This window comes from Rickettsia aeschlimannii (assembly GCF_047973405.1).
GTDB lineage: Bacteria > Pseudomonadota > Alphaproteobacteria > Rickettsiales > Rickettsiaceae > Rickettsia > Rickettsia rickettsii.
Window position 1 is genome coordinate 63,611 of the sequence record NZ_JBFQGO010000004.1, and the last position, 14,997, is coordinate 78,607.

Consider the following 14,997-nt stretch of genomic DNA (forward strand, 5'->3'; position numbering starts at 1 on the left):
GCGATGCTTGCTGCTCAAACGGAAGAGTTAAATCAAAAAAGTAAATATAATGATGGGAAAGCTGAGGGTATTGAAATTGGAGAAACTAGAAGAAATATAGAAATAGCAAAAGAAATGTTAGCGGATAATGAGCCGATAGAGAAAATAATTAAATATACTAAGCTTTCAAAAGAAGAAATAGAAAAATTATGTCACTACTTGATGCAAGTCCAATTTATAAACCGTTTTCATATCCATGGGCATATGAAGCTTGGCACACTCAACAAAAAATTCATTGGCTACCGGAAGAAGTACCGCTTGCCGACGATGTTAAAGATTGGAAATATAACTTAACTCCAGGGGAAAAACATCTATTAACGCAAATATTTCGTTTTTTTACACAGGCAGATATTGAAGTGAATAATTGCTATATGAAGCATTATTCACGAGTATTTAAACCGACTGAAATATTAATGATGTTATCGGCATTTTCTAATATGGAAACGGTACATATCGCAGCATATTCACATTTACTTGATACGGTAGGTATGCCGGAAGTAGAATATTCAGCATTTCTTAAATATAAGGAAATGAAAGACAAGTATGATTATATGCAGCAATTCAGAGTGGATGCTAAAGAAGATATAGCAACTACACTCGCAGTATTTGGAGCTTTTACTGAAGGATTACAGCTATTTGCTTCTTTTGCGATCATGCTTAATTTCCCTCGTTTTAATAAAATGAAAGGTATGGGACAGATTATTGCTTGGTCAGTGCGTGATGAAACACTTCATACTAACTCAATTATTACTCTGTTTAAAACTTTTGTAAGAGAAAACCCTGAAGTTTGGACGGAAACTTTACGTAAACGTATTTATGAAGCTTGTACGACTATTGTGCATTTTGAAGATGCCTTTATTGAACTTGCTTTTGAAGTTGGCGGTATTGAGGGATTAACGGCATATGAAGTAAGACAATATATTCGTTATATTGCCGACCGTCGTTTAATGCAGTTAGGACTCAAAGATGTATATTTGGTAAATCACAACCCCCTTCCTTGGCTTGATGAAATGCTAAACGGAGTCGAACATACGAACTTTTTTGAAAATAGAGCGACTGAATATTCAAAAGCAGCGACTACCGGTTCATGGGAAGAAGTATTCACTGAGATGGACGCCAAAAGCGGAGGCTAAATAATATACTCAGATAGAACTTGAAAAATTGGCAGCCATGTCTTTGTAACTCCTCGGATGCTGAACATGTTGTGTCAAAGTATACATATTAACAACAACAATAACAAAAAATTTAAAATACCTGATCTTTATTTTTAAAAATTTTTTAAAATATAGAATATTTAAAAATTTCGAGTAATTTTATGGCTGTTATAAATAATAAAAACTATCAAAAAGTTGTAGAAAAAGTTTTATCTTCTTCTAAAGCTAATAAAGTACTAAAGAGTGTAATTAAGGACTTATCATCTTCAAAGAGTGTAAGCTTAAGAACGATGTTACTCGGAGCAAGATTTATTTTAACTAATCCTGTAAATACTTATAATCTTGTTAAGCTTGCTAACTCTTCTAAGATATATCTTGATCCGGAATTTCAAAAATCACTTCTTGAAAAATCTCCAATATGGGAATTTTTAAAAAAATATTCGGATGATTTGCCTAAAATAGGTCAAATCCTGGCAAATGCGGGCTTTAGAGAATTTCAAGATAAGAGTGCTTTAGATAAAAAGGGACTCGAAATACTAAAAGAATGTTTTAAAAATGAACAAGTACTTAAAAAACTTCAAGAAATTGCAGTTGAAGTAAAGCAAGAGCTACCGGACTGGAATAAAGTGACTTCTAGAACTTTAGATATGCTGGTTACCGATAAAAACTTCCAAAAATTCTTTAACGAAAAGAGTGAAGATATTACGAAATACATACGTACAGGAGCAACTGAAATACTTCCAAGCGATTATATAAAAACTTTTGATGATATATTACAAAAACCCGAAAAGAAAAATTTATTAAAAATATTTAATGAACATCCTGATTTTAAGCAAGAACTGGCTAAAAATATAAACAATCCTAATACTCTAAAAAGATTTAATAAGTTATCTCCTGAAAAACAAATAATTATTGAAAATTTCTTAGAAGAAGCAAAAGAACAAGCTAAACCTTTCTTAAAAGAACATTTTGAAACCTACAAAATTGATCTTAAAATTTTAGATATTATTCCTACTTTATTAAATAAAATGCCTGAGACAAAAGAGATTTTTGATACTCTTAATGCTCCAAATCAAGGTGTAATGATATCTCTTGAGAAATCCTTAGAAATGGTAGTTGGTGATGATAAATTAAAAAGTTTTTTTGCGAATAATAAAACAATCTTACCAAATATTGCTTTAGGTATTATTGAAAATACTCCTAGCGTACAAAGCATAACAAAAGAATATAATTTTGATAAACAAATGCTTAGTATTGTAGGCGAAGTTATGTCAAAACCGGGAATTGCTCATGAGATTATTGCAGACTTAAATAAAGGCGATTATATGAGTTTAACCGGTAATATAATCTCCACCCTTAATGATCCTTCATTTAAATTAAAAGATATATTAGTAGAGCAAAGTAAAGAAGGTCTATTTGATAATTTAATTGCAGGAGTTTTAGAACAAGATGCAAAAAATAGCCAAACTATAAAACAACAACTTATAAATTATGGTCTGGAAGCGAGTGATGTTACAAAGCTAACTAGCATAATGCCTATATTACTTGATAAATCTGAATCATTAAAAAAGGTTTTTCGAGATTTTATTAAAGGTGATTATACGGGAATGGCAAAAGAGTTAATAGCTTTAACTAAAGACAATCCTGAAATTAAAAAATATTTAAACAATAATAGAGAAATATTTGCAAGTATTTTAGATAAAACTTTAGTAGACATACCAGGTATAAATAACCTTGATAAGCAAGAATTATATAATGTACTTCCATCAATATTAAACCATCCTAATGAATTAGTTAAAGTTATAGAAGAGGTTGAAAAAAGTAATTATCGTGGGGCTGCTAGTGCTATATATAATCTAGCTCAAAAAACAAATTATTTGGAAGGGCAATTACCGAATATTATAAAAGCAGGTTTTAGCTATGCTACTGAAAAAGTAAAAGACGTATTTAGTCCATCACAAGATTTTAAAGATAAAACTATAGATGAAATTACTCTTAGAAATAATTTACATAAAATACAAAATGGAAAATTCAGCTTAGAGGGAGCTATATTAGTAGGTAATTTATCTAATATCGACTTTTCAGGCGTATCATTAAAAAATGCAGATTTAACTAAAGTAACTTCTTTAAAAGATTGTAATTTTAAAAATATTAATTTAGCAGAGGCTAAATTACCTGATAATTTAATGCTACTTACTGATACTTACAATCTTGATAAGACTATCCCTCCTTTAGTACCTAAACTAATTAAAGAACAACAGGCAAAATTAATTGATAAGGCAATTGATAAAGTATTTTTACAAATACAAGCTGAAGGAAAAAGAAATGTACTTAGTAAACAAAAAATTGCTCAACAAGTAAAAAGATTATATGAAGAAAATCAAACGATTAAAGACTATATTATAGAAAAACTAAATTCATTACCTATGAATATGGTTACTAACCTAGCTACTCCTAAAACAAATCAATATAAACATATTACAAATCATGTAAATTCTCCATTACAAATATTGAACCCTTTATATGAAAATATTGCAAATAAACAAAATATTAAGAGTAATTTATTGGCAAATATTTTAAGCGAGAAAATATCACAAAAACTTTTTGATAAAGGTGATAATAGAGGTGAAGATTTTTACATGATAAATCAGATGCTAAAATCTATCGTTTCTGAATATTCTAAAGAAAATCCTGATAATATAAATAATTTTTTAGAGCCAAAAAATCTAGAAAAGTTAGCAAGTAATATCGCTGCTATTTTAAATTCTAAATCTAAATATACTGTGGTAGGCACTATTACCGGTGGAATTTATTTACCAAAAGAAATCTTCAATGAAAAGTTAAAAGATAACTTTAAAAATGAGTTTGAAAATATTAATAAATTAAATGTTTTAAAAGAAGCAAAAAATATAGTTTCAAATTTAGATAGTAAAGTACATATAGTAGATAATCACGATAAATCACATACTTACGCATCATTACCTACAAAAAGTAAAAAAATACACAGATAACCCCATAAATCTTAGATCAAATTGATTTAATTACCATATTATGTAATATAAATTAAAATATTTAAGTAGTGCTTAATTTATTTCTTTGAATCAATTTTAAGATAATTTAATGTTTATGTAATTAAATATATTTCATTATTTTTATAGCAGTGACAAATTCCATTAAAGATATTAAATTAAAGAATTTTAATAAAACTGTTAAAAGGACATTATCTTCTCCTGATGCAGACAAGGCATTGACAAGCTTTATTTATGACCTTGCATCTCCAAAGAAAAAAATATTACCAATTAGTATAGGAGCATTATTAAAAGGTGCGAAGTTTGCCTTAACTAATCCCGTAAATAGTTATAATCTTGTTAAACTTGCAAGCTCCTCTGATATATATCTTGATTCAAAGTTTCAAAAATCTGTTCTTGAAAAATCCGAAATATAGGATTTTCTAAAAAAGCATGCCGATGATTTACCAAAAATAGGACAAATCTTAGCAAAAGCAGGTTTTAGAGAATTTCAAGAAGGTAGTTTTCTAGATCACAAGGGTCTTACAACATTAAAAGAATGTTTTAAAAATGATGTTGTACTTAAAAGCCTTCAAGAAATTTCACTTGAGATAAAGCAAGAAGTACCGGACTATAATAAAGTAACTTCTAAAACATTAGAAATGTTATCCACGGATAAAAATTGCTTAAAATTTTTTAATGAAAAAATGAATATCCTGAGTTTAAACAAGAGCTGGCTGAAAATATAAACAATCCTAATGCTCTAAAAAGGTTTAATAAATTATCTCCTGAAAAATAAATAATTATAGAAGGTTTCTTAATAGAAACTAAAGAACAAGCTAAACCTTTCTTAAAAGAATATTTTGAAAGCTATAAAGTTGATCCGAGTACTGTAGATACTATTCCTACTTTATTAAATAAAATGCCTGAAACAACAGAGATTTTTGATACTCTGAATGCAAATCAAGGAGTAATGGCGGCTCTTGAGAAATCTTTAGAAATGGTAGCGGGTGACGATAAATTAAAAAGTTTTTTTGCTGATAATAAAACAGTCTTACCAGATATTGCCTCAGCTATTATTGAAAATACCCCGAATATACAAAGCATGACGAAAGAATATAATTTCGATAAACAAATGCTTAGTATAGTAGGTGAAGTTATGTCAAAACTGGAAATTGCACATGCTATTATTACAGATATAAATAAAGGCGATGATATGATCGTAACAAGCCGTGTAATTACTGCTTTTAACGAACTTTCATTTAAGTTAAAATATATTAGTAGAGCAAAGTAAAGAGGGTTTATTCGATAATTTAATTAAAGGCATTTTAGAGCAAGATGAAAAAAATAGCCAAACTATAAAACAGCAGCTTGAAAATTATGGACTAGAAACAAAAGATACTACAAAACTTACGAATGTAATGCCCATATTACTTGATAATCCTGAATCATTAAAAAAGGTAATGGATTTGTTAAAGGTGATTATATGATTATACGGGAATAGCTAAAGAATTGGTAATGTTAACTAAAGATAATCCAGAGATCAAAAAATATTTAAACGATAATAAGGAAATATTTACAGGTATTTTAGATAAAACTTTAAAAGATGTACCCGGTATAAATAAGCTCGATAAGAAAGAATTATATAGTATACTCACACCTACGCTCAATCAACCGGATAAGCTGATTCAAATCTTAGAAAATATTGAAAATAAAAAATATATTATAATATTGCTACTAATATAGGTAGTTTAATTTGGAAAGAAGGGCAAGCACTGAATATTATTAAACAAATACTAAATGTTGTTAAAGCGGGAGTTGGTTATTTTAATCAAAAATCTGATAAGAAACCAGAATTAGAAAATAAAGTTCCGGCTGATGTATTTAAAAGAAGCACAAAGTATCATCTCAAATTTAAATAGTAAGATTAATATTGTAGGACCTAAGACAAATACACTTTCCATTACTCCTATTTCCAATAATAAAAAGAAAGAAGAAATACGTAGATAAGCTATATAGTTTTAAAAGGGTTTTTTAAAGTTTGAGTAAATTCTTCTTGGTTAGCATATTCCAATGTGATTTTATCTTGTATCTGATTTTTAAACCAAGTAACTTGTCTTTTAGCATACTGACGGGTTCGTATTTGAGCTGCATTTAAAGCCTCATCTAAAGTGAGATTGCCGTTTAAATAAGCTAAAATTTCTTTTATCCCTACAGCTTTCAAATTCGTATAATCTTTAGGAGCAAATTGCTTTTTTATTAAAGCTATTTCGTCAATTGCCCCTTCTTTAAATATCTTATCTAAACGCTCATCACATATTTTATATAAAAATTTTCGCTCAGGATTTAAGAAAATAATTTTGAAATTAAAATCAGATAAGATTTGTTCTTTTGGCAAAGTTTGAAAAGAAAAAATAGATTTACCGGTTTGCATGAATACTTCATAAGCTCGAATTAAACGCTGAGTATCATTTTGGTTTATTTTAGAAGCAGCAAGCGGGTCAAGCTTCTCTAATTTACCCCATAATTCTATATTGCCTATTTTAACATGTAAGTTTCTTACCTGTTCTCGTAAATCTTCTGATATATCAGGAATATTATTATAGCCAAAAACTAAAGAATTGATATATAAACCCGTTCCACCTATTAATATAGGTAGCTTACCCCTGTCGGTTATTTCTTTTATTTTTTCTATCGCAAGTTTTAGATATTTTATTACCGAGAAATCTTCTGTCATTGATAAGAAGTTATACAAGTGATACAAGATTTCAGTTTTGTAGCTTTTCGGAGGAGAGGCGGTAATAATAGGAATTTCCTTATAAACCTGCATTGAGTCGATATTAATGATTTCGCCGTTATAAGCTTTAGCTAGTTCATGACCTAAATAAGACTTCCCGCTAGCAGTCGGACCACATAATATAATTATACTCTTCTGCTTTGAAGAATTGTTTCTGCAAAACTTCGGATCACCTATTAAATATAGGCTGTGCGTACTCACTCCTCGTTTTACATTCCCATTCTCCAAATCATTTGAGTATATTTCTTTCTTTGTCACTTGTTTAACTAATAAATACGAACTTATATCGTCATTGCGAGCCAGCATTTATGCTGGCGTAGCAATCTCAGGAGTTTTTTTATATTATCTTATGAGATTGCCGCGTCGTTGCTAACGCAACTCCTCGCAATAACGGAAAAACCTATCCATGTAACAACACCTAGCAGGAATGACCTCATACCCTTAAACGGTTTCATCAGTATTAATAGTATTTCCTAAAGTCTCAGTATTAGCATTACTATCTGTCGATCTACTAAATGTTATTGTACCAAGTTTGTTGTCATAACTAATAATTGGACCACTAAATAAGCCTGCATCACTGTAGTCAATGGTCAGACTATTTAAACGGTTAGATGCGGCTACGTCACTGTTAAGTTTAAAAATGAGAGGATTATCAGTAGGCTCAAGGTCTTTATGTTTTATTACTAATGGTGCCTCAATGTTAATATTTAATGTATTTATTTGCACCTATTGGTATTATTGTAACTAATTTAGTATCAACAAATGAGTGATTGATATCTAAGATTTTTAACATATTATTTTTCTTTATATTAATTAAATGTAAGAAAAATATATAAAATAATATTTTAATAATTAATTAATAACCCGTATTTTTCAAGATATTTATTAATTATAGTGATTATTTCCTCTAAACCATTCTTACTATCTGATTCAGCCCTTGCAACTATAATAGATTCGGTATTAGAGCTACGCAAGAGCCACCAACCATGTACAGTATTTACCCGTACACCGTCTATATCATTAAACTCTATTTTCTCTTCTAATGATTTTTCTTTAATCTCTTTAATAATTTGTAATTTTAACTCTGAAGGAACAAAAATTTTAATTTCCGGTGTACTATAGCCTTTCGGTATATCTTCTATTATCTCATCTAGAGTTTTACTTGATCTACTAAGTAAATCTAAAAATCTAAGAGCTGCATAAATTGCATCGTCAAAACCAAAATATTTATCGGCAAAGAATATATGCCCACTCATTTCGCCAGCGAGTAAAGCCTTTGTCTCAAGCATTTTGCTTTTAATAAAAGGATGACCTGTTCGCCATATTATAGGATGTCCTCCATATGATTTTATTTTAGCAACTATAAATTGGCTGACTTTTACATCAACTATTATAGTTGCGTTTGGATTTTCCTTTAAAATATCCTCAGCAAAAATGCATAAAATTTGATCACCGAATAATATTTTACCGCTTGAGCTTATAATGCCGATTCTATCACCGTCACCGTCAAAAGCTATACCAAGGTCACAATTTTGTTCTTTAACCACTTTTATTAGCTCCTGCAAATTAGCAGGATTTGTAGGATCAGGATGATGGCTTGGAAAATTCCCGTCAATCTTACTATGTATGATTATATTCTTGTTTGAGAGATGCTTTTTAAGTTCTTCAACAATATCGCCGGTTGCTCCATTGCCACAATCCCAAGCTACTTTTAATTTTGGATTAATGTTTATTCCATCTAAAACACGTTTTAGGTATTTAGATTGTATATTATGGATTCCTGCTTTCGCAGGAATGACATAAGGGGATGCTGGTGTGGTATTGGAGTAGTTATCCAAAATCTTAGTCAATAACTCCTGTATTTGATCACCGAAAAAAGGTTTACCGTTTTGTAGTATTTTAAAGCCGTTATCGTCACGAGGATTGTGTGATCCCGTAACCATAATACTACCGGCAGGCGTAAAGTGTTTATCGGCAAAATATAAAACCGGCGTTGGAACTACGCCAATATTTATGATTTCAGCCCCTGCATTAGTTAATCCTAGTTCTAAAGCTTTACAAAGGGTAGGGGAGCTAAGCCGACCGTCTAAACCGATACAGATTTTATCGTTATCTTTCGTTATAGTCATCTCAGCAAAACCAAAGCCGATTTTATAAGCTACTTCTTTCGTTAAATCTTTAAGACTATTGCCTCTTATATCATAAGCCCTAAAAATTTCTTTGTTAATTTGCATAGAAAACTGTTTTGAATATTATTACATGGCTCTTATGTCATTCCTGCAAAAGAGCCTTGTTGCATGGCTTGGGAAACCTACTCGATGTCATTCCCGCCTACGCGTGAATGACATAAAACAATCCATACAACAACACCTGCAAGTCGCTTGCAATGACGAATTTGCATAGTCTAGAAACTAAAGCTCTCACCTAAATACACTTCCTTAACTTTCTTGCTATTTGCTATTTCCTTAGCACTTCCTTCTAATAATACTTTACCTTCAAAAATAACATAAGCACGATCGACTATATCTAGAGTATCACGTACATTATGGTCGGTAATTAATATACCTATATTAAATTCACGTAAATAAGTAATTAGATTTTTGATATCGGAAATAGCAAGTGGGTCAATACCGGCAAGCGGTTCATCAAGCATGATAAATTTAGGCTCTATTGCAAGTGCACGTGCAATCTCAAGCCTACGCCTTTCACCGCCTGATAAGCTAGCAGCGGATAAATCTTTTAAATGAGCTATCGAAAACTTCTCTAACAAATTATAGGTTTTTTGTTCAATTACTTCTTTATCATTTTCAGATATCTCAACTACAGCCTTAATATTATCTTCAACCGACAATCCCCGAAATATAGAAGGTTCTTGAAGAAGATAGCCGATTCCAAGCCTTGCTCGTAAATAAATAGGCAAGTTGGTAATATTTATATCATTTAAAAGTAATTGCCCTGAGTCCGGTTTCATTAAACCGATAATAATGTTAAAGCAAGTTGTTTTACCGGCTCCATTCGGACCAAATAAACCAACTATTTTTCCTTGTTTTATATTCAGAGATATATCAGTTAATATATTCCTTTTTTTGTAGGATTTTGATATATTTTTAACGTGTAAGCTGTCCATCTTTTTTATTTGTTAAGATTTTGTTGCGTGGATTAATTTTCAACGTCATTGCGAGGAAATTGCATAGCAATTGACGAAGCAATCCAGTTAAAAATACTAATCTTTAGCATTTTTTTTAATTATTTTCCGGATTGTCACACTTCTTGCAATCGCTTGCAATGACGTACCAACGGTAAATAGCTCTATTTCTTAATAATATCTACATAATAGATTAGTTTATTAGTTTTTAAAACATTATCGTCACGCTGTAATATTATATTACCAAGTAGAATAAGTTGTTTATTATCGAAAAAATATTTAGCACTATCTGCAAGTAATAATTCATTATTTATTTTTCTTTCTACAGTCAATTTAGTAGGGACAACTATATGATCAATAGTTTGCTTTTCATCTATTGTTTTATAAAAAATATATAATTCTTTCGTTCTAAGTATCGCATTATCGAAGTAAACAATAACATTTCCAAGATATGCTGCTTTTTGTTTGGTTCTATCAATAATTAAACTATCAGATGTGATATGTAAATTTGAAATATTTTTATCATTAGCATATATTATGGTACTAATTATAAGAAGTAAAACAAGTTTAATAATAGACATCTTTCCAAACTTCGCTTCTAGAGGTAATTTAGACGTCGAATCGGTACTCGTATCCTCACGTACTTCTTTGTACGCTGTGGTGCTGCGTTCCATGTCTCCTTTAACTTCCTCTCTATAAGCTGGTTTGGAAAGATGTCTAATCCGATAAATCGATGATTGTAGAGACATTGCCTTTAAAAATTATAATATTACTTTCATCTTTCGTATTAAAACTATCCGAAGTAATTGAAGAGTTTTTGTAAAGTAACTTAGCAGGGGAATGACCGGTTATATTCTTATTTACTAAATCAATCCTTACATCGTTAGCGTTAAATATGATCTCATCAAAAAAAAGTTTTACATCGTTTTTTAAATCTAATATGCTTGATTCTTCATCTAAAAAGCCTTCTTTCGCATTGATAATAAGAGTTTGGTCTTGATTTACGTTATAAACAGCATTTATTATATCTAGTTTATATTTATTATCCGACTCTTTTATAGCTCGTTCAGTTTTAATCTTATACGCATTTAAATTTTTACTTACTCCTTCAAAAATTGAATCTTTCAATATAATATTATACTTTAAGTCAAAATTCTTATTATCTTTTAAACTTTTTTTTGTAACGTTAATATCGTTTTCTTCATTAATATAACCGCTTTTAATTAATATATATCCTATATACAAAATTCCAACTGTTATTAAAAGATATACAGATTTCCAAATTTTTTTTCGCCGTTTATAAGAAGAGGGCATAGATTTTAGCTAACCCCTATGCATAGTAAATCATGAATATGAATAATGCCTATAATAATATTATCATCAACAATTGGTATATTAGTGATATTCTTGGCTTTCATTAAATTTAAAGCCTCTTTTGCAAATATTTCCGATGAGATATAAATAGGGTTTTTGGTCATAATGCTTGATGCTGTTTTTAAGTGGATTTGATTGTTAATATGACGACGTAAATCCCCATCGGTTATAATTCCCACCAAATTTTGGTTTTTATCTGTTACAAGCGTACAACCTAAGCGTTTTTTATTCATAATAATTATAGTTTCGGCAAAGGAAGTATCTTCATATACTAAAGGTATTTCATCACCGCTACGCATTAGGTTTTTAATTTTTGTTAAATTAGCACCGATTATACCTCCCGGATGATAAATTTTAAAATCATCTTTAGTAAAGCCTCGTTTTTCATGTATAACAGTCATTAAAGCATCACCGAGTGATAGCATGATTAAAGATGATACAGTAGGAGCTCCAATTACAGAAGCTTCCGGGTATTCAGGTACTATTAATAAAAAATCGCTTCTTTTAGCTAAAGTAGAATTTTTATTCATTGTCATTGCAGCAATTTTTATGGAAGAGTTCTTGCAATATTCAATTATATTAAATAGTTCTTTAGTTTCACCGGAATTAGATAACATAATTACTAGATCATTTCTTGTCACCATACCTAAATCGCCGTGACTTGCTTCTGCCGGATGTAAATAAAAAGCAGGCATACCGGTTGAAGAAAAGCTAGCAGCTATTTTTCTTGCAATATAACCGCTTTTACCTATGCCAGTTAGGATTATCCGTCCTTTGAAAGATAGTAAAAATTCTATAATTCTGTTAAAGTCTTCAGGGATATTTTCGGATAATTTTTCTAAAGCACTTGCTTCATTAGAAATAACCCTATTTGCGATGATTCGGTAATTATTTGTGTCGGTCATTTATTTACTCATTGTTCATACCGTAGCTTATCCACGGTATCCAGTAAATTATTAGTATAATGAGCTATTTTTGTGGATACCCGAACCTTCATTGCGAGCAGCCATAGGGGCTGCACGGCAATCTCATGAAATAATAACAAACTCTTGAGATTGCTTCGTCAATTACTTCGTAATTTCCTCGCAATGACGTCATATCAATTAAAATACTTACGTTCTGTAATTACTTCAGCAGTTTCAGCATTATTATCTTCATTCCAAACTCGTTTTTTACTAGAATCACGTCGCTGCTCAGGTTCTGAATTGTCCTTAGCATTATTAACATTAGTTTTTGGCTTTATATTATTTGAAGATTTATCTTTATCGGCATTTTTAATAGTTAATTTTGCTTTGCCTTTATTATCAAAGCCTATTAGCTTAACTTTTACCATATCGCCTTGTTTTAAAACACTGCTAACCGTTTCTATTCTTTCTTCTGAAATTTCACTAATATGAACAAAGCCGTCTTTATTACCTAAATAATTAATAAAAGCACCGGAATCTAAGACTTTCATTACCGTACCGTTAAATATTTCACCGATTTCAGGTTCAACGGCAATAGCTTTAATTTTATCTAAGGCAACTTTTAGCTTATCTCTATCTGAAGCATAAACAAACACCGTACCGTCATCGCTTATATCTATTTTAGCACCGCTAGTTTCACAAATTTCCTTTATTACTTTACCACCCGGTCCTATAATATCTCTAATTTTATCCTTATCTATTTTTATAGTAGTAGTAGAAGGAGCATTTTTACTTAGTTCGTTATTTGGTTTACTGATAACTTTATTCATTTGCTCCAGTATATGCAAACGACCGAGTCGTGCTTGCTCCAAAGCTACTTTCATTATTTTAAAATCTACTCCGGATATTTTGATATCCATTTGTAATGCAGTAATCCCTTCGCTAGTTCCTGCAACCTTAAAGTCCATATCACCGAAATAATCTTCATCGCCGAGAATATCCGATAATACGGCAAATTTTTTGCCTTCCTTAACAAGTCCCATAGCAATACCAGCAACCGGTGCTTTTATCGGTACGCCGGCATACATTAAAGCAAGAGAACTACCACAAACAGTTGCCATTGAAGAAGAACCGTTAGACTCCGTAGTTTCGGCAACTACTCTAATAGAATAAGGAAATTGTACTTTATTAGGTAATATTGGATTAATAGCACGCCATGCGAGTTTACCATGTCCGACTTCACGACGACTAGGTACTTTCATCGGCATCGCTTCATTTACAGAGTATGGCGGAAAGATATAATTGAGCATAAAACGCTCTTTATACTCACCCTCTAAACTGTCAACTATCTGCTCATCTAAACTAGTACCGAATGTAGTACTAACTAAGCTTTGCGTTTCACCTCTAGTAAATAAAGCTGAACCATGTGCGGAAGGTAGTAAACCTATTTCACAAGCAATTTGTCTTATATCGGTGGTACTTCTTCCATCGATACGTCTATTTTTTTCTAAAATCTCGTTACGTAATATATCTGATTCAATAGCTTTTAAAGCTGATTCGATTTGATAATTACTATATTTTTTATTTTCTATGTCGCTTACAAAATGTGTAAGAACTTTTTCAGGTATTAAATCTAAATTAGTGCTACGTTCTTGTTTAGATTTAATTGCAAAAGCTTGTTCAATTTCTTTTACAAATAACTTCTCAATTTCTTTCTTTAATGAAGCAGGATATAAATCTTGCATTTCAAGTTTTGGTTTTTTAGCTTCTTCTGCTAGTTCTTTAATTATCTTTATTACCGGCTGAAAGCTTTCAAATCCAAATTTTACTGCTTCTAACATTTGTTCTTCAGAAAGTAAATGAGCTTCCGATTCAACCATCATTACTGAATCTGATGTTCCTGCAACTACTAAATCAAGCTGACTTGTTTTTAATAATTCAAGTGTCGGATTTAAAACAAATTCACCATTGATTAAACCTACTTTACTTGCTGCAACTATTTCTAGATAAGGAGCAGGGGATAGGCTAAGTGCAGCCGATGCACCGATAATTGCAAGTATATCTACCGGAGTTTCAGGATCATATGAAAGAACACTGCAAGTTACATGCGTTTCATTTACAAAAGCCGGATGAAATAATGGTCTAATCGGTCTATCTATTAAACGAGATATTAAAACTTCTCTATCTGATGCTTTTCCCTCACGTTTAAAAAATCCCCCTGGTATCTTACCGGCAGCATATGCCATTTCTCTATAATTAATTGTTAAAGGAAAAAAAACTATGCCCTCTTTTGCTTTGTTAGCTACTACTACCGTACATAATAAAACGGAATTACCCATTTTTACCGTAACTGCCCCATCAGCTTGCCTTGCTATTTTACCTGTACTAAGCTCAAGAACTTTCCCGTTCCATGTAACACTCTTAGTTATTTCGTTAAACATCTATTTATCTCATTTCATAATTTATATTTTATTGTATTCTACCACGTCATTGCGAGGAAAATTACGAAGTAATCTCAGGATATTTGACGAGGTTGCTGCCACCGCAGCCTACGGCTGCTCGCAATGACGATTAT

10 protein-coding genes and 1 pseudogene are annotated in these 14,997 nt (G+C 30.9%); 3 read left to right on the forward strand and 8 right to left on the reverse strand.

Annotation, left to right across the window (positions count from 1 at the left end):
- Positions 1-188: 188 nt before the first annotated feature.
- The 3 genes and pseudogenes from AB4K15_RS03870 to AB4K15_RS03880 form a co-directional block, all read left to right on the forward strand.
- Positions 189-1,172, forward strand: coding sequence for a ribonucleotide-diphosphate reductase subunit beta (locus AB4K15_RS03870; protein ID WP_500224645.1), 984 nt, complete (start codon positions 189-191; stop codon positions 1,170-1,172).
- 182 nt (positions 1,173-1,354) lie between these two features.
- A complete protein-coding gene (locus AB4K15_RS03875; protein ID WP_032074221.1) occupies positions 1,355-4,204 on the forward strand; it encodes a pentapeptide repeat-containing protein in 2,850 nt (949 codons plus the stop codon).
- 161 nt (positions 4,205-4,365) lie between these two features.
- Positions 4,366-6,039 (forward strand): annotated as a pseudogene (locus tag AB4K15_RS03880) (pentapeptide repeat-containing protein); the annotation flags it as partial.
- Between the two features lie 173 nt (positions 6,040-6,212).
- On the opposite strand, the gene miaA reads toward AB4K15_RS03880, so the two are convergent.
- From miaA to pnp, 8 genes are all read right to left on the reverse strand, one after another.
- Positions 6,213-7,304, reverse strand: a complete 1,092-nt coding sequence (miaA, locus tag AB4K15_RS03885) for a tRNA (adenosine(37)-N6)-dimethylallyltransferase MiaA (RefSeq protein WP_032074224.1) — start codon at positions 7,302-7,304, stop codon at positions 6,213-6,215.
- A 135-nt stretch (positions 7,305-7,439) separates the two neighbouring features.
- Positions 7,440-7,724 carry a hypothetical protein gene (locus tag AB4K15_RS03890; protein ID WP_500224642.1) on the reverse strand — a complete coding sequence of 95 codons (285 nt, stop codon included), beginning with the start codon at positions 7,722-7,724 and terminating at the stop codon, positions 7,440-7,442.
- A gap of 119 nt (positions 7,725-7,843) precedes the next feature.
- Positions 7,844-9,232, reverse strand: a complete 1,389-nt coding sequence (locus AB4K15_RS03895) for a phosphomannomutase/phosphoglucomutase (RefSeq protein WP_032074225.1) — start codon at positions 9,230-9,232, stop codon at positions 7,844-7,846.
- A 170-nt stretch (positions 9,233-9,402) separates the two neighbouring features.
- Positions 9,403-10,125: an LPS export ABC transporter ATP-binding protein gene (gene lptB, locus AB4K15_RS03900; RefSeq protein WP_032074226.1), complete on the reverse strand. Its 723-nt coding sequence runs from the start codon at positions 10,123-10,125 to the stop codon at positions 9,403-9,405.
- A 182-nt stretch (positions 10,126-10,307) separates the two neighbouring features.
- Positions 10,308-10,724, reverse strand: coding sequence for an LptA/OstA family protein (locus tag AB4K15_RS03905; RefSeq protein WP_500224731.1), 417 nt, complete (start codon positions 10,722-10,724; stop codon positions 10,308-10,310).
- Positions 10,725-10,860: 136 nt separating this feature from the next.
- Positions 10,861-11,457, reverse strand: coding sequence for an LPS export ABC transporter periplasmic protein LptC (lptC, locus tag AB4K15_RS03910; protein ID WP_032074227.1), 597 nt, complete (start codon positions 11,455-11,457; stop codon positions 10,861-10,863).
- A 5-nt stretch (positions 11,458-11,462) separates the two neighbouring features.
- Positions 11,463-12,422 carry a KpsF/GutQ family sugar-phosphate isomerase gene (locus AB4K15_RS03915; RefSeq protein WP_032074228.1) on the reverse strand — a complete coding sequence of 320 codons (960 nt, stop codon included), beginning with the start codon at positions 12,420-12,422 and terminating at the stop codon, positions 11,463-11,465.
- A 194-nt stretch (positions 12,423-12,616) separates the two neighbouring features.
- Positions 12,617-14,863 carry a polyribonucleotide nucleotidyltransferase gene (gene pnp / locus AB4K15_RS03920; RefSeq protein WP_500224638.1) on the reverse strand — a complete coding sequence of 749 codons (2,247 nt, stop codon included), beginning with the start codon at positions 14,861-14,863 and terminating at the stop codon, positions 12,617-12,619.
- Positions 14,864-14,997 lie beyond the last annotated feature (134 nt).

Bases quoted from the DNA above. Each gene is read 5' to 3' on its own strand.
- AB4K15_RS03870 (WP_500224645.1), top strand. From the start codon at position 189: ATGTCACTACTTGATGCAAGTCCAATTTATAAACCGTTTTCATATCCA.
- AB4K15_RS03875 (WP_032074221.1), top strand. From the start codon at position 1,355: ATGGCTGTTATAAATAATAAAAACTATCAAAAAGTTGTAGAAAAAGTT.
- miaA (WP_032074224.1), bottom strand. From the start codon at position 7,304: ATGCTGGCTCGCAATGACGATATAAGTTCGTATTTATTAGTTAAACAA.
- AB4K15_RS03895 (WP_032074225.1), bottom strand. From the start codon at position 9,232: ATGCAAATTAACAAAGAAATTTTTAGGGCTTATGATATAAGAGGCAAT.
- lptB (WP_032074226.1), bottom strand. From the start codon at position 10,125: ATGGACAGCTTACACGTTAAAAATATATCAAAATCCTACAAAAAAAGG.
- AB4K15_RS03905 (WP_500224731.1), bottom strand. From the start codon at position 10,724: ATGTCTATTATTAAACTTGTTTTACTTCTTATAATTAGTACCATAATA.
- lptC (WP_032074227.1), bottom strand. From the start codon at position 11,457: ATGCCCTCTTCTTATAAACGGCGAAAAAAAATTTGGAAATCTGTATAT.
- AB4K15_RS03915 (WP_032074228.1), bottom strand. From the start codon at position 12,422: ATGACCGACACAAATAATTACCGAATCATCGCAAATAGGGTTATTTCT.
- pnp (WP_500224638.1), bottom strand. From the start codon at position 14,863: ATGTTTAACGAAATAACTAAGAGTGTTACATGGAACGGGAAAGTTCTT.